Genomic DNA, 20,605 nt, shown 5'->3' with positions numbered 1-20,605 from the left:
GAGATGGCTAAGGTTACTATCACACAAATCAAGAGCATTATTGACAGACCTAAAAACCAGAAGCTTACAATCAAAGCTTTAGGGCTAGGTAAGATCAGTAAATCAGTAACTGTTGAATTAACACCTCAGATTGCTGGTATGGTAAACAAGGTTCATAACTTAGTAGAAGTAAAAGATATTTAAAATGTATTTAAACTCTTTAAAACCTGCAGAAGGGTCTATAAAGACCCGCAAAAGGATAGGTAGAGGTACTGGTTCAGGTAGAGGCGGTACATCTACAAGAGGTCATAAAGGTGCTAAATCACGTTCTGGTTATTCACAGAAATCAGGTTTTGAAGGTGGACAGATGCCACTTCAAAGACGTGTGCCAAAGTATGGCTTTAAAAACATCAACAGAGTTGAGTATAAAGCTATCAACCTGGATGTAATTCAATCATTGGCTGAGTCAACTAACGAAACTGTGTTTAACTTTGATTTTTTCAAAGCACATGGCTTAGTTTCAAAAAATGATAAGGTTAAAGTTCTTGGTAGAGGTGAGATCAGCAAAGGTGTAGAAATACATGCACACGCATTTTCTCAGTCAGCTACTGAGTCAATTGAAAAAGCAGGCGGAAAAACAGTTGCGATTTAGTAGATATGAAGAAGTTTTTAACAACTATTAAGAACATTTGGGCTATTGATGACCTAAGAGTAAGAATTTTGAATACTCTTGGTTTTATAGCCATATTTAGACTTGGTTCTTTTGTAGTTCTTCCTGGCATTGATCCTAGCAAGCTTCAAGCTAATACTGAAGGACTATTTGGTTTGTTAGATACTTTTTTAGGTGGTGCTTTTAGTAATGCATCTATTTTTGCATTAGGCATTATGCCTTATATATCTGCATCCATCGTTTTGCAGTTGTTAACTATTGCTGTACCATACTTCCAAAAGATGCAGAAGGAGGGTGAATCAGGTAGAAAGAAAATCAACCAAATCACCCGAGTTCTTACTATCATTATTACGCTTGCCCAGGCTGTTGGCTTCGTTGCCACAATTAATTCTGAGGCAATTGCAATCAATACTACTCTGTTCACTATCACATCGATGATCGTACTTACATCAGGTACTATTTTCTGTATGTGGTTAGGTGAGAAGATTACTGACAAGGGCATTGGTAATGGTATATCCATGCTGATCATGATCGGTATTATATCACGGTTCCCAGGTGCAATACTTGCTGAAGGTCTATCAAAGCAACTCAACGGCGCTTTATTATTCCTGTTCGAAATCATTGTATTGTTCTTCGTAGTAATGTCAGTAGTAATGCTTACTCAAGCTATTAGGAGGATACCTGTGCAATATGCTAAACAAGTTGGCGGTAATGCATTGTATAGCGGACAGCGTCAGTTCATACCATTAAAAGTAAATGCAGCAGGTGTAATGCCAATTATCTTTGCACAGTCCCTTATGTTTTTGCCTTCAATGATCGCATCAATCTGGGCCGATTCAAATGATACTGCTAATTATATCGGAGCTACCTTTTCGGATTTCACTTCCTGGCAGTATAACCTGGTATTTGGTGTAATGATTTTGTTATTCACCTACTTTTATACTGCAATCAGTGTTAATCCAAACCAGATAGCTGATGATTTAAAACGAAGTGGCGGGTTTATCCCTGGTGTAAAGCCAGGTCGTGCAACTTCTGAATACATTGATGCAATTTTAACCAGAATAACTCTACCAGGTGCTATCTATCTTGCACTTGTGGCTATTTTCCCTTCAATTGCAATGCTGTTAGGTGTTACGAGAGAATTCTCTCAGTTCTTTGGAGGTACATCACTTATAATTATGGTTGGTGTAGTACTTGACACATTACAACAGATAGAGAGTTATTTATTAATGAGACATTACGATGGTATGATGAAATCTGGAAAGCTTAGAGGCAGAACAGAGAACATAGCCATGGTATCTTAATAGATGATATTTTATAAAACAGAAGAAGAAATTGAGCTAATTCGCCAGAGTGCTTTAATATTAAGTAAAGCACATGGCGAAATAGCTGTTCTTGTAAAAGAAGGTATATCAACTGTTGAGTTGGACAAGCGGGCGGAAGAGTTTATACTTGACCATAATGCGAAACCTTCTTTTAAAAACTATAACGGGTTTCCTTTTAGTTTATGTATCTCGGTTAATTCAACTGTAGTTCATGGAATGCCTAGTGATTACATTTTAAGAGATGGAGATATAATCTCTGTTGATTGTGGTGTGTTTTACAAAGGATTTCATAGTGACTGTGCTTACACCCATGCAGTTGGAAATGTAAGTGATGATATACTTAAATTATTGACAGTTACAGAGGAGTCCCTTTACAAGGGGATTGAACATGCAACTGTTGGATCCAGATTGGGTGACATTAGCCACTCCGTACAACAGCATGCCGAAAGTAATGGCTATGGTGTTGTGCGTGAACTTGTTGGACATGGTCTCGGAAGGAACTTACATGAGTCTCCTGAGGTTCCTAACTACGGCCGAAGAGGACAAGGAATTAAATTACAAAATGGTTTAGTTATTGCCATTGAGCCGATGATCAATCTTGGAACACGTAACATTGTACAAGAAGACGATGGCTGGACAATACGAACAAGAGATAATAAACCCTCTGCGCATTTTGAACATACAGTAGTTGTAAGGAAAGATAAGGCAGAGATTTTAACAAGTTTTGAATATATAAAACAAGCTAAACAACAATAAATGGCGAAACAGTCATCTATAGAGCAGGACGGAACAATTATCGAAGCTTTATCAAACGCAATGTTCCGTGTGGAGCTTGAAAACGGTCATCAGGTTATAGCTCACATTTCTGGAAAAATGAGAATGCACTACATCAAAATTCTTCCAGGAGACAAAGTCAAGTTAGAGATGTCACCTTATGATTTAACTAAAGGTAGAATTGTTTATCGATATAAATAAATTACAATGAAAGTTAAAGCATCAGTAAAAAAGAGAAGTGCTGAGTGTAAAGTTATCCGCCGTAAGGGGAAGCTTTATGTTATCAACAAAAAAAATCCAAGATATAAACAAAGACAAGGATAATTATCAATTATGGCTAGAATAGCAGGAGTAGATATTCCGGATAACAAAAGAGGCGAGATCGCATTAACGTACATTTACGGTATTGGTCGTAATCTGTCTCAAACTATCTTACAAAAGGCCGGGGTGGATCTTGACAAAAAGGTTAAAGACTGGACTGAAGATGAAGCTAATGAAATTAGAAATGTCATTGCATCAGATCACAAAACAGAAGGTGTTTTAAGATCTGAAGTGCAGTTACATATCAAGCGTCTTCTTGACATTGGTTGCTACCGTGGTTTAAGACACCGTAAAGGTCTGCCTGTTCGTGGACAGCGTACCAAGAACAACTCACGCACCAGAAAAGGTAAGCGTAAGACAGTTGCAAACAAGAAGAAAGCTTCTAAATAATCATTAATCATGGCTCAGAAAAGAAAAGATAAAGCTAAAAAGCGTGTCGTAATTGTTGAATCAGTTGGCCAAGTACACATTAAAGCTTCTTTCAACAATATTATTATATCTGTAACCAACAACGCAGGACAAGTTATATCTTGGGCTTCTGCCGGTAAAATGGGTTTCAAAGGTTCTAAAAAGAACACTCCTTACGCTGCACAAATGGCAGCTTCAGATTGCGCCAAGGTTGCTTACGACCTAGGTATGCGTAAAGCTGAAGTTTTTGTTAAAGGCCCTGGTGCAGGTAGAGAGTCCGCCATCCGTACTGTACAGAATTCAGGAATCGAAGTAACATCTATAAAAGACGTTACTCCACTTCCTCACAACGGATGCCGTCCTCCTAAACGCAGAAGAGTTTAATTTTTAAAGTAGATTAAATAAAATGGCAAGATATACTGGTCCTAAAAGCAAGATCTCAAGAAAGTTTAACGAAGAGATTTTTGGCCCAAGCAAAGCATTAAAAAAGAAAGCATATCCTCCTGGAATGCACGGTCGTGGCCGTCGTAAAAAGCAGTCTGAATATGCTATTCAGTTAGCAGAAAAACAGAAGGCTAAATATATTTACGGTGTTCTGGAAAAACAATTTGCTAATCTTTTCGAGAAAGCTCATAGAAAAGGCGGTGTTACTGGTGAGAACTTATTGATCCTTCTTGAATCTAGATTGGACAATACAGTTTATCGTTTAGGTATTGCTCCTACCAGAAGAGCTGCTCGTCAGTTAGTTCTTCATAAACATATTACTGTTAATGGCGAGGTGGTAAATATTCCATCTTATAGCTTAAAGGTTGGTGATGCTATAGCTGTAAGAGAGAAGTCAAAATCTCTTGAGGCTATTACAACTAGCTTAACTGTACGTAACGCACGTTCATTTAACTGGTTAGAGTGGAACGCAGCAGAGATGGTTGGTAAGCTAGTAGCTACTCCAGATCGTGAGCAAATCCCTGAGAAAATTCAGGAGCAGCTTATCGTCGAGCTTTACTCTAAGTAATCAGCGTAATCAATTTTTAACCTTTAACACTGCAAGTATGTCAATATTAGCATTTCAAATGCCAGAGAAAGTTGTAATGGAAAAAGCCGACGACTTTCATGGTTTATTTGAATTCAAGCCGCTTGAAAAAGGTTACGGTGTAACCATTGGAAATGCGTTACGCAGAATTTTGCTTTCTTCTCTTGAAGGATATGCAATTTCCAGCATACGTATTCCTAGTGTATTGCACGAATTTTCGTCTGTTGAAGGCGTGGTTGAGGATGTATCTGATATAATTCTTAACCTGAAAATGGTTCGCTTTAAGAAAACGAGCGAGGTTATTGATGACAAAATAACAGTTACAATCAGCGGTCAGGATACATTCACTGCCGGTGATATCAATAAGTTCACTACTTCTTTTGAGGTGTTGAACCCAGAGCTTGTAATCTGTCATTTAGATAAGAATATAACATTAGAAGTTGAGTTGACCGTACAGAAGGGCCGTGGTTACGTACCTGCTGATGAAAACAAAACTCAAGATCAGGTGTTTGGCCTTATCTCTATCGATGCTATTTTTACTCCGATCAAGAATGTTAAGTTTAGTGTAGAAAATACACGTGTAGAGCAGAAAACTGACTACGAAAAACTTATACTTGATATTCAGACTGACGGATCAATTCATCCTGAAGATGCATTGAAAGGTGCGGCTAATATTCTTATTCAGCATTTTATGCTGTTCTCCGACAACACTATGACGTTTGAGACTGCTAAGCCTGAAGAAGAGGAGGCCGTTGATGAAGAAATGCTTCACATGCGTAAGGTTCTTAAGACTTCATTACAGGATATGGACCTTTCTGTTAGAGCATATAACTGTTTGAAAGCTGCCGACATTAAAACACTTGGCGACTTAGTACAGTTAGATATTTCTGACATGATGAAGTTCAGAAACTTCGGTAAGAAGTCATTGACTGAGTTAGAAAACTTAGTTCAGGAGAAGGGGTTAACCTTCGGTATGGACCTTTCTAAGTATAAATTAGAAGAAGAATAATTAATTTACGGCATAATTCCCGATCCCTGAGTAGGTTGATCGACGGTATGCCCGTGCACAATTCAATATAATGAGACACGGTAAAAAAATAAATCACTTAGGAAGAACTGCTTCGCACCGCAAGGCAATGCTTTCAAACATGGCATCGTCTTTAATTTTACACAAGCGTCTTTCTACTACAGTTGCAAAAGCTAAAGCGTTACGCAAGTATGTTGAGCCTTTGTTAACTAAATCTAAAAACGATACAACTCACTCAAGAAGAACAATCTTCGCTTACTTACAGAACAAAGAGTCTGTGAAGGAGCTTTTTGATGAAGTATCTGCTAAAATCGCTGCAAGACCAGGTGGTTACACACGCATCCTTAAAACTGGTTACAGACTAGGTGACAACGCAGAAATGTGTGTTATTGAGCTGGTAGACTACAACGAGGATATGCTGACTACAGCAGGAACAGCTGCAACAGGTGCTAAGAAAACTCGTCGTCGTTCTTCTGCAAAGAAGAAAGATGAGGCTTCTGCTCCTGAAACTAAAGCTGCTGCTATGGACGCTAAAGATGAGGCGAAAGATGCTGAATAAGCTTTGCTTTTAAATATTTTAAAAGGGACATGACGTTAGTCGTGTCCCTTTTTTATTTTTGTATCAAATGTTACCAATGAAAAAGCACATTTCAACTGAAGCTATACTTCTTTTAGAAGATGGCACAATTTTCCAAGGTAAGAGCCTTGGTCGTATCGGTACGTCTGGTGGTGAGCTTTGCTTTAACACAGGCATGACTGGTTACCAGGAAATTTTTACAGACCCTTCTTATTATGGGCAATTAGTAGTAAATACTGTTTCTCATGTTGGCAACTATGGTGTACAACATCAAGAAGTTGAGTCAGACAGGGTACAGATCAGCGGATTGGTTTGTAAGGATTTTTCACATTATTTTTCAAGAAAAACAGCAGAAGGCTCTTTGCAGGAATATTTTGAGAAAGCTGGAATAGTTGGTATCTGTGAAATTGACACAAGAGCTCTTGTGCGACACATACGTGATAAGGGTGCAATGAATGCAATTGTCTCTTCTGAAATAACTGATGTGGAGGAGTTGCGTAAGAGGCTTTCGGAAGTGCCTTCTATGGCAGGTTTAGAACTAGCTTCTCATGTTAGTACTCCTCAAGCCTACGAAAATACTCCAGAGGATGTAAAGTATAAAGTAGCTGTTTTGGATCTTGGTGTTAAGCGCAATAGTTTGAATAACCTGGTTGCGAGAGGTTGTGAAGTAAAAGTGTTCCCGTATAATACCCCATTTGAAGAAATGGAAAAGTGGAACCCCGATGGATATTTTATATCTAATGGTCCGGGAGATCCGGCAGCAACAACTATGGCTATTGAAAGTGTTAAGCAGATATTGGATAAACATAAACCAATGTTTGGTATTTGTATGGGCCACCAGATGCTGGCTCAGGCCAATGGTATTGCAACTTACAAGATGCATAATGGTCATCGTGGCTTAAATCATCCTGTAAAAAATTTGCTGACAGGAAGAAGTGAAATCACCAGTCAGAACCATGGTTTTGTTGTAGATGCGGAGCAGCTAAAGAATCACCCTGATGTAGAGGTAACGCATATTAACTTGAATGATAATACCATTGAGGGTATTCGAATGAAAACCAAGCCGGCGTTCTCTGTGCAATACCATCCGGAGTCATCGCCGGGTCCACACGACTCAACTTATCTGTTTGATGATTTCGTGGCTCTGTTAGAACAATATAAAAACAAGTAAAACTATAGTTAAAAACAATTAAATGGGCTTGATAACTGATATTAAAGCAAGACAGATCTTCGACTCAAGAGGCAATCCTACAGTAGAAGTTGATGTAATAACTGAAAACGGCATACTTGGACGCGCTGCTGTACCATCTGGTGCATCTACGGGCATTCATGAGGCTGTTGAATTACGTGACGGCGACAAGAGTAAGTACATGGGTAAAGGTGTACTGCAGGCTGTTAAAAATGTCAACGAAAAGATTGCTGAAGAACTTATCGGCTTTCCTGTGTTCGAGCAGAACCTGCTTGATAAGATCATGGTTGAGCTTGATGGTACTTCTAATAAGGGTAACCTGGGAGCAAATGCCATTCTTGGTGTATCGCTTGCTATGGCCCGTGCCGCTGCTATGGAGCTAAACATGCCGCTTTATCGCTATGTAGGTGGTGTTAATGCTAATACATTGCCTGTACCGATGATGAATATCCTGAACGGTGGCAGCCATGCAGATAACTCCATCGATTTCCAGGAGTTTATGATCATGCCTGTTGGTGCTTCTTCTTTCTCTGAGGCGCTGCGTATGGGATCTGAGGTTTTCCATCACTTGAAGAACGTGCTAAAGAAAAAAGGCCTTTCTACAAATGTTGGTGATGAGGGTGGTTTTGCTCCTAACATCGCTTCTAATGTTGAGGCAATTGAAGTAGTGCTTCAGGCAATAGAGGCTGCCGGTTACAAGCCAGGCGACGATATGATGATTGCCATGGATGCTGCCAGCTCAGAGTTCTACGATAAGTCTACAGGACTTTATACTTTCAAAAAATCTACCGGTGATAAGCTTACATCTTCTGAAATGGTTAGCTACTGGAAAGAGTGGACGGAGAAGTACCCTATTGCTTCGATTGAAGATGGAATGGATGAGGATGACTGGAATGGCTGGAAAGAACTGACTGATACTATTGGTAACAAAGTACAGCTTGTTGGCGACGACCTGTTTGTAACGAATGTTGAGCGTCTGCAGCAAGGTATAGATAAAGGCGTAGGTAATTCTATCCTGATTAAAGTGAACCAGATTGGTACGCTTACGGAGACTATCAACGCAATTAACCTTGGCCTGCGCCACGGGTATAAGAGCGTGATGAGCCACCGTTCTGGCGAGACAGAAGACAATACCATTGCAGACCTTGCAGTAGCGTTAAACACAGGCCAGATCAAAACAGGTTCGGCTTCGCGTTCAGATAGAATGGCAAAGTATAACCAACTGCTGCGTATTGAGGAGGAACTTGGCGAGGTAGCTTATTATCCTGGTAAAAAGTTCTAATTTACCGATCTCAAAAATATTTATAGCTAAGGCTGTGGGTTTTATAACTCACAGCCTTATTTTTGTATAAGCACCCTTATACTTTCAGGCCATGATCAAGCGCATTCCAAAGTTTTTCCGCAATTATTATTTTATCACCACGGCTTTATTTCTGGTTTGGATGCTTTTTTTCGATTCCAATGATTTTATTACGCAGTACCAAATGAGGAGAACACTGCATGATGAGGAGGAAAAGAAACAGTTTTATCTGGAAAGGATGGCAGAGGTAGAGAAAGATCGCCGGGAATTAATGGGTAATCCTGAGTTGTTGGAGAAATTTGCGCGGGAGAAATACCTGATGAAGCGTCCTAATGAAGATGTGTTTATTGTGGTGCCGAAGAAAAAGGAATAATAGCCAGTAAGTATAAGTCAAGGTTAGCAGTTCTGAACTCAAGGCCAATCCCTCCCTAAATTATTCGTAACTTTGTGCCGCGAGCCACTGTTCTTTAAACAGAGGCCTCATGTAAATCTGAAACTATGGCAAAAGTTGCAATAAACCTTTCAACGGGTTCCATACAGCAAGAAGAAGTAATTGTAGGTATAGATCTGGGCACAACGAATAGTTTAGTGGCCTACATCCATCCTGAAGATAGAAAACCCATCGCGATAAATGACCAAGGCCAGGGCACTATTGTTCCATCGGTGGTGCACTTCGCAGCAAATGGCGAGACAATAGTAGGTACTTTAGCAAAAGACTATCTCACCACAGACCCGGCAAATACCATTTATTCTGTTAAGCGCCTTCTTGGTAAATCTTATAAAGACCTTGGTGAGCATAAAAATTATTTCGGTTATAAGATTATTGATGATAACAGCGAAGGACTTGTAAAAGTACGGGTGCAGGATAGATTTTATTCTCCGATAAAGCTATCTGCAGAGATACTGAAAGAACTGCGCGAACGTGCTGAGCACTCGCTTAAAACGCCTGTTAATAGAGCAGTAATTACCGTGCCGGCATACTTTAATGATTCACAGCGCCAGGCAACGCGCGATGCCGGTAAATTAGCAGGCTTAGAGGTGTTGCGTATTGTAAACGAGCCAACAGCAGCTGCACTAGCCTACGGCATCGGCATTGATCCTGCAGAGGAAAAAACAGTAGCCGTGTATGACTTAGGTGGCGGCACATTTGATATCTCTATACTTAGCATACACCAGGGTATTTTTGAGGTGCTCTCCACTAACGGCGACACGTACCTGGGCGGCGATGACTTTGACCGTGCTATCATCAACCATTGGATACAAAATAATGAACTGATAGCGGATACAGTTAATGAAGATAAGCACCTGCAGCAGGAGTTGCGCCTTAAAGCAGAGGAAGCAAAGAAAACGTTAAGCTCGCAGGAGGTATACACCAGCAACATCGATGGTACAATAGACTGCCACATAGAACGCCATACTTTTGAGACGTTGATTGCGCCAATCGTTTCCAAAACTATTGAAAGCTGTAAGCAGGCGATGGCAGATGCGAAACTGCAGCCGGAGCAGATAGATGCTGTAATTATGGTAGGTGGCTCTACACGCGTGCCGATGGTATACGAGGCGGTTTCTGAGTTTTTCGGTAAGCCTGCTAATAACTCGCTTAACCCGGACGAGGTAGTTGCACTTGGCGCTGCCATACAAGCAGATATATTGGCCGGTAACCGTAAAGACATATTACTGCTGGACGTAACGCCGCTTACACTGGGTATCGAAACAATGGGTGGCTTGATGGACCCGATCATCCCACGTAACTCCAAGATTCCAACCAAAGCAGGCCGCCAGTATACAACTTCTGTAGACGGGCAGGTTAACATGAAGATATCAGTTTACCAGGGTGAGCGCGACCTTGTAAAAGAAAACCGTAAACTGGCAGAGTTCGACCTGAAGGGAATACCTGCCATGCCAGCCGGTTTCCCGAAAGTAGATGTGAATTTTATACTTAATGCCGATGGTATACTTAAGGTTGAGGCTATTGAAGTGCGATCAGGAGTGCGCCAGGAGGTAGAGGTAAAACCACAGTATGGCTTAACAGACGAGCAGGTAGAGCAAATGCTGATGGACTCGATGCTGAATGCCAAAGAAGACGTGGCAGCCCGTATGCAGATAGAGGCCCGCTCTACGGCAGAACAGATGCTGTACCAGGTAGAGCGATTTGTAGATAAGAATGGCGAGCACCTGACAGAAGAGGAGATACAATTAACACATAAAAATCTTCAGAACCTGCGTGATGTATTAGCTGCAGGCGGTGATAAAGATGCTATTTACACTGCTATAGATACATTGGAAGAGCAAACTAGCCCGTTTGCAGAGCGTATAATGCAGATCTCGATCAAGCAGGCGATGCAGGGTAAAAAGATAGAGTAGTGTTTTGCTTTCAGTAAGCAGAACTAGTTTATTAACAATATTTAGTAACAATCCGCCAGGTTGAGCAAAGCGGTAACTGGTGGTTGGGCATGATAGCTAGTTTGTAACTGGCGTAAGTATAAATTTGAGCAAGGCCAGTTACAAACTGACCTCATCCTAAGCCATAAGGTGCGCTAACGCTAAACTTGCGCATGGAGGCTTGAGTATCAATAATCCAAAGCAAAAGCGCCGGCAGGGAAACTGCCGGCGCTTTTTATACTTTATACTTACTGGATGTACTAACGCTGCAACGCATTTAGTACAATCTGCAGCAATTCAAAATTAAAGTATAGCAGCGTTATAGCCACAATTACACCTACCATTAAATTAGCATAAGGCGTTTCTTGCTCCTTAACATCGCGCACACCCCAGTAAATGTAAGCAGCAAGTGCTGCCACGGCATAAGCTAGAAAAAGTATAAGTATAGCCAGCAAAACGTTTACTGAAGCAATGCGCCAGAAATAGTTCAGGCCCAGCCAAGCTACGTTAAGTATCCACACCAGTACCAGCATCAGCATACTTTGCTTAGTAGAGCCAAGGCCTATACTTCTAAAAACAGATGCTGGTGCAGATGCCATAAGCTAGTTAAATTTAAGTTTGAACTTTTGAGCTAATGCCTCCAGGTCGCGCTCCACAGGTGCCAGCAGTGGAATACCTTTCTTTAGGCGTTTCTCTGTCATCTCGCGCTCAGGGTCGCCGGGTATTACCACGCATTTCTCGCCTTTTACCACTTTAGCTTTTCTAAACGTTTCAATCCAGTTATCCATGTGGGCCTTAAATTCATCGGCAGGGCGGAAAGCATCGATGCGCATAGCACCTAAAAAGTGACCTATACCTTCGCCTACAGGGTTGTCGGGTGGAGAAAGGAAGCTAACAAACGGTGGTACCCACGGACCATAATTAGCACCGGAAAGCACTGCAGAGAAAATATCAACGATAGAGGCAAGGGCATATCCTTTGTGGCTTCCGTGGGTCTTGTCGCTACCTAAGGGTAATAAAGCGCCTCCGTCTTTCAGTTCGTTGGCATTAGTAGAACGCTGGCCTTCTCTGGTTTGTATCCAACCGGCTGGGGCTTTTTTCTCTTTGCGCTGCAGTATCTCCAGTTTACCATTGGCGGCTGATGCCGTAGCAAAGTCGGCTACAAATGGGGGCTGGTTTTTAGTTGGTACGGCAACAGCAATAGGGTTAGTCCCCAGCATCCTGTCTGTAGAGAAAGTGGGAGCCACAAGCGGCGAGGCATTGGTCATGGCCAAGCCTATCATATCGTGGCTAAGTGCCTCCATGGCGTGTATGCCGGCAATACCAAAGTGGTTAGAGTTTTTTACTGATACCCAGCCTGTGCCAACTTTAGACGCTTTTTCGATAGCAATGCGCATGGCTTGAGGGGCAACAACCAAGCCTAGGCCTCCGTCGCCGTCTACTGTTGCGGTGCTGGGTGTTTCGTGCACAATGCGTACTTTAGGCGTTACGTTTATCCGTCCTGCTTCCCAAAGTCTGACATAACCACTCAAGCGGGCCACGCCATGCGAGTCAACTCCTCTTAAGTCTGCCTCTAAAAGTACTTCTGCGGCAAGCTTGGCATCCTCGGCAGGGCAGCCCATGCTCAGGAAAACCTCCTGGGTAAAATCAAAAAGTTGTTTATAAGAATACATAAAGGATATGCGCTGTTAAAGGGGCAAATTAAGAAATTATCGAACCAATGGCTCAACTTTATACTTTAGTGGCTTGGTTTTGCAGCAGGATCAGAAGTTTTAATCCTTGATAACGAACTAAATATATACTTTTTATATACTTTCGTGGCCTAATCTATTTTGTGGAACAGATTTTGTCTTTGGCAAAGTATGTTCTAATGATTACCATTATGAGAAAAGCTCTACTTCTTTTATCGCTACTGCTGGCTGTGCTTACAGTACAGGCGCAAACCAAGATTATTTTCGAGGGAAATACATCTGATACTTACCTGATGAAGTATGGAAGCAGTAACCAGACCTCGCTCAACAACATCATCACCATACTTGACAATGCACAGGTAACAACCAAGGGAGGAGGCCGCCCTAACCGTAAGCCGGAATTTACAGTGCGTCTGGAGCAGCATGCCCGTATCACCGACAATGGTGACCAGCTGCTGCTGCAGATCAACCTGAAAAATGCTGCCGTAACCGGTGATGTTAGCAACAAAGGCTTTGACTTGGCTGATGTATTAAAACCCGAAGAGCTAAAGTATAAAGTATGGCTGCTGGACGGTAACAATAAAAAAGTAAAAGGGTATGACCAGCGCCTGAGCCTGTATGGCAACAATCAGAAAATGCTGGAAGTAACCATACCAGACACAGCGGCTAACCAGAACTATAAACTGAAGGTAGAGGAGAAGCAGGTGATTTATACTTCTGTAACGGAAAATCGCCTGAACGAACGCCTGAACCTGGTAAAGGAGTACTTTACAGCAGAGGCTAAAATACAGCGCGCTTTGCAGGACGTTGCACATATTCGTCCGGATGATGTGGACCGCATTGACCTGCAGGACCGCAACCTAAAGGAGATGGAGATGCTGCATGCAAACCTTAAGAGCCAGCTAGGCGAGAAGCTTGACCTTGACAAGAACGATCCGCAACGGCTGAAGTATAAACTAACTCAATTACAGGAAACCTTGCAGGATCGTCGCCGGGCCATTAACCATACCTTGGCTACGCTGGACCAGCAGTTCTTTAACCGTGGCCTGGCTTTGATGCAGCGCGGCAACCGTTCCGGGGCTCAGGTATACTTTGTAAAGTCGGTAGAAGCTAACCCACGCTTCGCACCTGCACACGTAGAACTGGCCCGTCTGGACTTTATGAACGGTTACATTCGTGAGGCATCTAACCGCACCCGCGATGTGCTTACAAGCATGCGCGTAGACCGCGAGACAGAAGCCATTGCCCTGGAACTGATGTATGACATTTCTGGTGCCTTTATTAGCAGCGGCAACACGTTAACTACCCGTGGCGAGTATCACAATGCCTTGGCCTCTTTTGCGGAGGCCCGTGAACTGTGCAATACCATCCGTGGCCTGCGTTGCAATACAACAACTTTGGCCGAGGGAGAGGGCAGAGCCGCTTTAGGTGTTTACCGTGGTTTGGTAGATAATGGCAAGCGCCTGCTGGGCCGCAACGATCTACGTGAGGCAGAGCGTGTGGCAGAAGAGGCGCTGGCATTCCAAAGAGATTACGATTTTGTGCTGAGCCGTGAGCAGGAGGCAACTGAGTTGATGGGACAGGTGAAATTCCAGTACTATCTGCAGCACATTGATCTTGGCAAGCGCTACCTGAGTCAGCAAAACTACGATGCCGCTTTACGTGAGTTCGAGGGTGCGCTGGAGTTGGAGAGCCGTTATACTTTCAAGCCGGTTCAGGAGCTAGGTGAATTGGCCCAAAAAGCTGCGAAACCTATACTTTTGGCCAAACTAACTGAAGGGTACGAGCAGGCCATGCAGAACAGGTTGAGCAATGCCCGTGCAACAGCCTCTGCCGCAACAGCTATGCAGGACCGTTATGATTTGCAAAGCGATGCGGAGGTGCTAAGCAAGTATAACCTGCTGCGTGAGCGCATTTTTACACAAGAGTGCATTAATACCCAGGCCTCATACGACAAGCATTACCAGAACGCCCGCGACCTGATTAGCCAGAGAAAGTATGTTGCCGCCGATCAGGCATTTATGGCTGCTATTAAAGCTGCAGATGAAATGGCAGATTGCAATGTAGCTACCTTTACAGCAAAAGATGGACGTAACGAGATTCTGGCTGCTGCCACGTATCAACGCATGCTGGAAGATGTAAACCGCCTTGTGTCCTCTAAACGCTACACCGATGCGGTGGCTTTGTACGAAAAGGGTAGAGGTTATTACCTTGACAATGGCGTTGGAAAGTATGGCCTGAACCATAGCTCACTCTTCAATTTTGCGAAGGACAACAAGCAGGATTTTACGGCGCATGTAGTCGGTTACCTTGCCAGCATTCAGGAAGAGAAGATAGCTGTACAGTTGCTTACATCGCTGCTGGACAGAGGCTATGCCAAACGCAAAACCAAGAAAGTGCAGGAGCAATTGGGCAAGCAACTAGCTGTAAAAGATGCCGGCAACTCAACCTGGCAGGAAGCAAAAGTGTTAGCAGCCCAGTACAGCCAAAACCGCAAAGACCTAAAAAAGCTGCGTAAGGCTTATGAAAAAGAGGTGAAGCGTTTGGCAAAGCTTAAGTAGATTTATACTTTATAATTGAGGCCTCAGGAGTTATACTTCTGAGGCTATTTTTTGCAGCACCTGGTCCAACCACCCCTGCCCCTCAGAACTGTACTCGCAAGCTTCGACCTTCCGTTCTCACTTGCCTAAGGCAGGAAACTTAACATCTTTAGAATTCCCCTATTGAGAGGGGCAAGGGTATGTTTTTGCTCTGTAGCCTTTGCTTAACCTCCCTTCCACCAAGATCCTTGACAGGATGACAAAATAGAAGAATTGCTGCTATTGTGATGAAAGGAGAAATAGTAGTAGCAGATTCCCCGCCTTAGACAAGTCGAAGATCCCGGACTTGCTTCGGGAGAGGGGCAGTTGGACCAGGTGCTGAAGGCAATCCTGTTGATTCTTTAAATCCTACAAATCCTGATTCTGACAATAAGGGGCTATTTCATACTCTCCAACGCCTGCTGCAGCACACCTTCTTTCAGGGCATAAGCCGATACGCGGATTTCTTGTAGTTTATAATTTTGTAGCACAAAGTCTACCACTATACTTGCCAGCACGATCATATCCACGCGCATCTCCAGCATGCCGGGTATAGCCAGGCGTTCTTCGTGGTTTTTGTGTAGCAGGTCGTGGTGTATTTTGTAGTAAGCATCAATGGTTAAATAAGATGCAGCTGGTTGTGTTTGCTGTCTGGAAGTATCACCTTTGCTCAGGGCATCTATGTCGCAGATGGTGTCGAAGGTGCCGGAGGAGCCTACAAGTATACTTGGTTTATACTTGGCTACAGCCTCTGTAAGCGGTTGTAGTTTTTCTTCGAGGTAGGCTTTCTCGGCGGCTATACTTTCAGGGGCAATCGGGTCTTCGGTAAAGAACTGGTCCATCAGGCGCTGGGCACCTACCTCGAAACTCTGCTTCCAGAATATCTCCTGCGCATTGCAAAGTATAAACTCCACGCTGCCTCCGCCAATATCCATGATCAGGGCTATTTTCTCGTCCAGCACACCAGCAGAGCGTACGCCGTAGTAGATCAGTTCTGCTTCGCGGGCTCCGTCTATAACCTCTACCTGTATGTCGGTTTGCTTGTAGATGTCTTTCACAAAATCGTCGCCGTTGCTGGCGTTACGCACCATGCTGGTTGCCATAGCACGAACAGTTTCTACTTCATACTCATCTATCTGCCTACGGAAATCGCGAAGGGTTTTAAGGGCACGTTCAGAAGCCTCCGGAGTAATAGCTCCGTTGCTGATGCCACCTTGCCCCAAACGCACCGGTACTTTGGTTCTTACAAAATCACGTAGTTTCCCATCTTCGCCTACTTCTGTTATAAGCAGGTGAAAGGTATTGGTACCCATGTCGATTAGTGCGAGGCGGTTTTTCATTTGTTTGATGTCGGATTAAAATCTTTCTACAAAAGAATGTGATACATCTTTTGTAGAAAGATTTTAAAGTATTTTTTGTGCTTTTAAATTTGAAAATATTTTTGTTCTAAGAAGACTTCTATTACAACCTAGAAAGTCTCCACCCAACTTAAAAATTGTATAGTTATGTTTTTTTAAGCTGTTAATTGAGGCTTTTTTCTCTTTTTTAGAAAGATGTTTGTGTTCATATAATATTATCTCTGGTTTATATTTCTCAAAGTCTAATTGAGAAAGTATTTTCCAGTCGTAACCTTCAGTATCTATATGTAAAATATCGATTCTATTAATCTGATTTTTTTTTAACAATTGCTTTAAAGAGCTCCCTTCTATTATTGTCTCCTTTATATATGGTTCTAATATTCCATCTAAGTGGTTTAAGATGTTAGTTTTATTAAAAGATCCTAATTGATCATACCAGCTAGGCAAGTTAGGGATAGCATCTTTAGCATATTCAGAAACTGAATAGAATGTTTGTTTAGTCCCATCATTTATTGCAATGTTTTCAAAAACAAAACGGGAACCAAAATTATAATTCTGTTTCAACTTAAGATATAAATAAGGAATAGGTTCTACAAAAATAGCAGTACAATCCTTGTATTCATTTATTAGACTAAATAATGGGTCGCCAGTCTTTCCATCATTCGATCCAATTTGAATAATGCTCAAATTATTCTTTAAATTAAAGTATTGTTTTAACCATAATGTTGGAGAATCATAGGGCTTAAAAGGGTTGTCAAATAAAGGTATATAAAAATTCCAGTAATAAGCCCTGTAGATAAAAGTAATACCTCTTCCTATAAAAGGAATTTCCTTTATAATTTGTCTAATCATTTTTGGGAGCTATAGAAATATTTTCCAATACTTAATATTAAAGTGACTATTTATGAGTGTACTTTGAGTATGATAAAGTATTAGAGCCAAGATAATTAAAATAATACTCACGATACTTATCAAATTATCTACCTACCCACAGAACTAAACCTGAAAAAAGTACCCAACGGCAATTTACGCTTACCGCCATCCAGCAAGTATAACTCACCCAGTTCCTCATGCTGTACCATTTCCCCAAACGTTCCACGCATCAGGTTATCGAGTACCAGCGCAGAGAAGCCCATCGAGTACAGGTTGATCAGCAGGAAATAATCGGTGCCGTCCAGCATTTCTCGGCAGAGTTTTATCATCTCGTTCAGTTCATCTTCTAGCTGCCACTTCTCGCCGTTGGGGCCGCGGCCATAGCTAGGTGGGTCCAGGATGATGCCGTTATACTTGTTGCCACGTTTCACTTCGCGGCGGGCATATTTCATGGCATCTTCTACAATCCAGCGCACATTATCCAGGTTGCTGGCTTCCATGTTGTCGCGGGCCCAAAAGTTAACCTGCTTAATAGAGTCGAGGTGGGTAACATCGGCACCGGCTGCTTTGGCGGCAAGGGTGGCGGCACCGGTGTAGGCAAACATATTCAGCACTTTTGGCTGCTGTGCCTTTAGGCTGCGGGTGATGTCGTAAATAAATTTCCAGTTGCTATCCTGCTCCGGAAACAAGCCTACATGTTTAAAGGACGATAAGCCTAATCTAAAGCGCAGTTTCAGGTCGTTATACTTGTAGTCTATAAACCATTGCTCGGGCATTCCTTTTTTTAGTTTCCACTGGCCTTTTTCCTGGCTGCCTTTGTCGCGGGTAAACACGGCATTGGCCATGCGCTGCCACTCTTGCTCAGGCAAGTGCTTGTCCCAGATGGCCTGCGGCTCAGGGCGGGCTATGTAATACTGGCCGAAGCGCTCCAGCTTTTCAAAATTTCCGGAATCAACCAACTCATAGTCAGCCCAGTTTTCTGTAGTTAAAAAGGAATACATATCTTTGTCGTTTATTTCAGGGCGTGCCCCACTTAAGCGGTAAAATTACACATTATCCGCCTAACCTTAAAAGTGCACGTTCCCAATGTCATATTTGTTACTTATACATGGCAATTAGCTTTTATAAATACCAGGGCACGGGCAACGACTTCGTGATGGTAGACAACCGTAAACTTGCTTTCCCGGCATCCGACAAAGCCTTTGTAAAGCACCTTTGTGATCGCCGTACTGGCATCGGCGCAGACGGACTTATACTTTTGCAGGACCATCCGGACTACGACTTCGAGATGGTATACTTTAATGCCGACGGACGCCTTGGCTCTATGTGCGGTAACGGCGCGCGCTGCACCGTCCGTTTTGCAAGAGCTTTAGGCGTGATAGAGGATGTGGCTTGTTTTCTGGCAGCCGACGGTGAGCACCAGGCTAGCGTAGAGCGCGATCTGATTCATCTTAAAATGAATGATGTGAAAGGCGTGGAGTTTGTCGGGAATGACTACTTTCTTAATACAGGCTCACCGCATTACATCCGCTTTGTAGACAACCTGGAAAACCTGGATGTATACGAAGAAGGCCGCGCTATTCGCTACAATAAACGTTTTAAGTCAGAGGGTACGAACGTTAACTTTGTGCAGCGCCTGAGCGATGACGAGATATTTGTTCGCACATACGAACGTGGCGTTGAGGATGAGACTTTATCATGTGGCACAGGCGTAACAGCAGCTGCTTTAGTGGCAGGTATGCTGGGTATGGAGAGTCCGATCAAAGTAAAAACATTGGGTGGCAACCTGGAAGTCGTTTTTGAGCAGGATGAAGAAGGTGAAGGTTTTAAGTATATCTACCTGATCGGTCCGGCCAAGCAGGTTTTTACAGGAGCCATAAGCTCTTAAAGTGTAAATTCATATAATGTAAGTCATCCCCCTGCCCCTCCCGAATCAAGTCCGGGATCTGCGACTTCAAATGGGGACTTTTTCAGCACGTGTAAATAGTAGTACATGGCTCCAGCGTCCTCGCTCGTGACCGGCTATAGTTGGGCCTCTGGCCCAGTTGGATTGCAAATCCAACAGTATAATAAGTCATGGATCACAGATCCGCGCCAGCAAAAGGATAATAAAACAACCCTGCATTTAAAGTGTAAATTCTGAACTTGTTTCAGGAGGGGCAGGGGATGACAATTACAGGCGAGCAACCATAATATAAGACTTTCAGCAGGTAAAATTGCCGGAAGTCTTTTCTTTTTGTAGCTTGGCTAAAGTATAAATCAGCATCAGTATGTTCCTGAAATCAGAAAATACTTACCTGCGTGCCCTTGAGCCAACTGACCTGGAGTTTCTTTATACTTTGGAGAACGATATATCGGTGTGGCATGTGGGCAATACGCTTACACCTTACTCTAAATTTGTGCTGGAGCAGTATCTCGAAAACGCTGCGCTGGATATCTACACTATAAAGCAGTTGCGCCTGGTCATCTGCAACGCAAGCGAAGAGGCAGTAGGCGCCGTAGATCTTTATGACTTCGACCCGATGCACCGCAGGGCAGGAGTGGGTATAGCCATTGCACCCGGTCACCGCAAAAACGGACACGCCTCTGATGCGCTGCAGCTGCTACTCAGCTACTGCCAGAACACCCTCATGCTGCATCAGCTTTTCTGCTCCGTTACTGCAAGCAACCTCAAAAGTATAGACCTGTTCACCAAAGCCGGCTTCAAAAGTATAGGCATCCGCAAAGACTGGCTCCGCACACCTGATGGCTGGGAAGATGTGGTGGAATTTCAGAAGGTATTTTAGTTGTTGGTTATTAGTTGTTAGTTATTGGAGGAAATGGAGACAGAATCAGATTGAGATATAGACCGGCAATTTTAAAAGAATGCATGCTTGAAAAGCTTCATCTTCAAATTCTGTTGCCATTTGCCTGAGGTTGTTCCTGCTCAAATTACCATACTCCCCAATAACTAACAACTAATAACCATTAACCATTAACCAAACACCCCTGCCACAATGCCACGCTTTACCTGATTCTGGCATAAGGTTTTACGTTGCCAAAGTATAAATAGTAATAAGGCTATACTTTATCGGTAAATATGGCAGATAACCTATGCATGCATTATTATGGTATTGTTTTAG

The 20,605-nt window shown here is 42.8% G+C and carries 23 protein-coding genes; 18 read left to right on the top strand and 5 right to left on the bottom strand.

The window, feature by feature from the left end:
• Positions 1 to 3: 3 nt before the first annotated feature.
• The 15 genes from rpmD (at position 4) to dnaK (ending at position 10,964) form a co-directional block, all read left to right on the top strand.
• Complete coding sequence (gene rpmD / locus K0O23_RS01465) at positions 4 to 183, top strand: 50S ribosomal protein L30 (protein ID WP_219875602.1); 180 nt, start codon at positions 4 to 6, stop codon at positions 181 to 183.
• Between the two features lies 1 nt (position 184).
• Complete coding sequence (rplO, locus tag K0O23_RS01460) at positions 185 to 631, top strand: 50S ribosomal protein L15 (protein ID WP_219875601.1); 447 nt, start codon at positions 185 to 187, stop codon at positions 629 to 631.
• A gap of 5 nt (positions 632 to 636) precedes the next feature.
• A complete protein-coding gene (gene secY, locus K0O23_RS01455; RefSeq protein ID WP_219875600.1) occupies positions 637 to 1,953 on the top strand; it encodes a preprotein translocase subunit SecY in 1,317 nt (438 codons plus the stop codon).
• Positions 1,954 to 1,956: 3 nt separating this feature from the next.
• Positions 1,957 to 2,730: a type I methionyl aminopeptidase gene (gene map / locus K0O23_RS01450; RefSeq protein ID WP_219875599.1), complete on the top strand. Its 774-nt coding sequence runs from the start codon at positions 1,957 to 1,959 to the stop codon at positions 2,728 to 2,730.
• Positions 2,731 to 2,949, top strand: coding sequence for a translation initiation factor IF-1 (gene infA / locus K0O23_RS01445; protein WP_219875598.1), 219 nt, complete (start codon positions 2,731 to 2,733; stop codon positions 2,947 to 2,949). It abuts the gene before it with no gap.
• A gap of 6 nt (positions 2,950 to 2,955) precedes the next feature.
• Positions 2,956 to 3,072: a 50S ribosomal protein L36 gene (rpmJ, locus tag K0O23_RS01440; RefSeq protein WP_007654264.1), complete on the top strand. Its 117-nt coding sequence runs from the start codon at positions 2,956 to 2,958 to the stop codon at positions 3,070 to 3,072.
• Positions 3,073 to 3,081: 9 nt separating this feature from the next.
• On the top strand, positions 3,082 to 3,459 hold the full coding sequence (gene rpsM, locus K0O23_RS01435; protein ID WP_219875597.1) for a 30S ribosomal protein S13: 378 nt from the start codon (positions 3,082 to 3,084) through the stop codon (positions 3,457 to 3,459).
• Between the two features lie 9 nt (positions 3,460 to 3,468).
• Complete coding sequence (gene rpsK, locus K0O23_RS01430; protein ID WP_219875596.1) at positions 3,469 to 3,861, top strand: 30S ribosomal protein S11; 393 nt, start codon at positions 3,469 to 3,471, stop codon at positions 3,859 to 3,861.
• A 22-nt stretch (positions 3,862 to 3,883) separates the two neighbouring features.
• Positions 3,884 to 4,489, top strand: a complete 606-nt coding sequence (rpsD, locus tag K0O23_RS01425; protein ID WP_219875595.1) for a 30S ribosomal protein S4 — start codon at positions 3,884 to 3,886, stop codon at positions 4,487 to 4,489.
• A gap of 37 nt (positions 4,490 to 4,526) precedes the next feature.
• Positions 4,527 to 5,516, top strand: coding sequence for a DNA-directed RNA polymerase subunit alpha (locus K0O23_RS01420; RefSeq protein ID WP_219875594.1), 990 nt, complete (start codon positions 4,527 to 4,529; stop codon positions 5,514 to 5,516).
• Between the two features lie 70 nt (positions 5,517 to 5,586).
• The gene (gene rplQ / locus K0O23_RS01415; RefSeq protein WP_219875593.1) at positions 5,587 to 6,093 is read left to right on the top strand and encodes a 50S ribosomal protein L17; all 507 of its coding nucleotides are present in this window, start codon (positions 5,587 to 5,589) and stop codon (positions 6,091 to 6,093) included.
• Between the two features lie 76 nt (positions 6,094 to 6,169).
• A complete protein-coding gene (gene carA, locus K0O23_RS01410) occupies positions 6,170 to 7,282 on the top strand; it encodes a glutamine-hydrolyzing carbamoyl-phosphate synthase small subunit (protein WP_219875592.1) in 1,113 nt (370 codons plus the stop codon).
• Positions 7,283 to 7,304: 22 nt separating this feature from the next.
• Positions 7,305 to 8,582, top strand: a complete 1,278-nt coding sequence (gene eno / locus K0O23_RS01405; protein WP_219875591.1) for a phosphopyruvate hydratase — start codon at positions 7,305 to 7,307, stop codon at positions 8,580 to 8,582.
• A 91-nt stretch (positions 8,583 to 8,673) separates the two neighbouring features.
• A complete protein-coding gene (locus tag K0O23_RS01400) occupies positions 8,674 to 8,973 on the top strand; it encodes an FtsB family cell division protein (RefSeq protein WP_219875590.1) in 300 nt (99 codons plus the stop codon).
• Positions 8,974 to 9,098: 125 nt separating this feature from the next.
• On the top strand, positions 9,099 to 10,964 hold the full coding sequence (dnaK, locus tag K0O23_RS01395; RefSeq protein ID WP_219875589.1) for a molecular chaperone DnaK: 1,866 nt from the start codon (positions 9,099 to 9,101) through the stop codon (positions 10,962 to 10,964).
• Positions 10,965 to 11,242: 278 nt separating this feature from the next.
• Here the strand turns inward: dnaK and K0O23_RS01390 are convergent, their stop codons facing one another.
• Positions 11,243 to 11,581 carry a hypothetical protein gene (locus tag K0O23_RS01390; protein ID WP_219875588.1) on the bottom strand — a complete coding sequence of 113 codons (339 nt, stop codon included), beginning with the start codon at positions 11,579 to 11,581 and terminating at the stop codon, positions 11,243 to 11,245.
• 3 nt (positions 11,582 to 11,584) lie between these two features.
• A complete protein-coding gene (locus K0O23_RS01385) occupies positions 11,585 to 12,655 on the bottom strand; it encodes an Ldh family oxidoreductase (RefSeq protein WP_219875587.1) in 1,071 nt (356 codons plus the stop codon).
• Positions 12,656 to 12,864: 209 nt separating this feature from the next.
• On the opposite strand from K0O23_RS01385, the gene K0O23_RS01380 reads away from it, so the two are divergent.
• The gene (locus K0O23_RS01380; protein WP_219875586.1) at positions 12,865 to 15,234 is read left to right on the top strand and encodes a tetratricopeptide repeat protein; all 2,370 of its coding nucleotides are present in this window, start codon (positions 12,865 to 12,867) and stop codon (positions 15,232 to 15,234) included.
• A 416-nt stretch (positions 15,235 to 15,650) separates the two neighbouring features.
• Here the strand turns inward: K0O23_RS01380 and K0O23_RS01375 are convergent, their stop codons facing one another.
• The 3 genes from K0O23_RS01375 to K0O23_RS01365 form a co-directional block, all read right to left on the bottom strand.
• On the bottom strand, positions 15,651 to 16,592 hold the full coding sequence (locus tag K0O23_RS01375; RefSeq protein ID WP_219875585.1) for a Ppx/GppA phosphatase family protein: 942 nt from the start codon (positions 16,590 to 16,592) through the stop codon (positions 15,651 to 15,653).
• Between the two features lie 63 nt (positions 16,593 to 16,655).
• On the bottom strand, positions 16,656 to 17,462 hold the full coding sequence (locus K0O23_RS01370) for an FkbM family methyltransferase (protein ID WP_219875584.1): 807 nt from the start codon (positions 17,460 to 17,462) through the stop codon (positions 16,656 to 16,658).
• Positions 17,463 to 17,590: 128 nt separating this feature from the next.
• Complete coding sequence (locus K0O23_RS01365; RefSeq protein ID WP_219875583.1) at positions 17,591 to 18,484, bottom strand: class I SAM-dependent methyltransferase; 894 nt, start codon at positions 18,482 to 18,484, stop codon at positions 17,591 to 17,593.
• A gap of 107 nt (positions 18,485 to 18,591) precedes the next feature.
• On the opposite strand from K0O23_RS01365, the gene dapF reads away from it, so the two are divergent.
• Positions 18,592 to 19,371, top strand: a complete 780-nt coding sequence (gene dapF, locus K0O23_RS01360) for a diaminopimelate epimerase (protein WP_219875582.1) — start codon at positions 18,592 to 18,594, stop codon at positions 19,369 to 19,371.
• 382 nt (positions 19,372 to 19,753) lie between these two features.
• Positions 19,754 to 20,269 carry a GNAT family N-acetyltransferase gene (locus tag K0O23_RS01355; RefSeq protein ID WP_219875581.1) on the top strand — a complete coding sequence of 172 codons (516 nt, stop codon included), beginning with the start codon at positions 19,754 to 19,756 and terminating at the stop codon, positions 20,267 to 20,269.
• Positions 20,270 to 20,605 lie beyond the last annotated feature (336 nt).

Origin of the sequence: Pontibacter aydingkolensis, from assembly GCF_019443125.1 — a bacterium.
Lineage (GTDB): Bacteria > Bacteroidota > Bacteroidia > Cytophagales > Hymenobacteraceae > Pontibacter > Pontibacter aydingkolensis.
The sequence above is the reverse complement of the archived record's forward strand: the minus strand, read 5'-3'. Positions and strand labels throughout refer to the sequence as shown.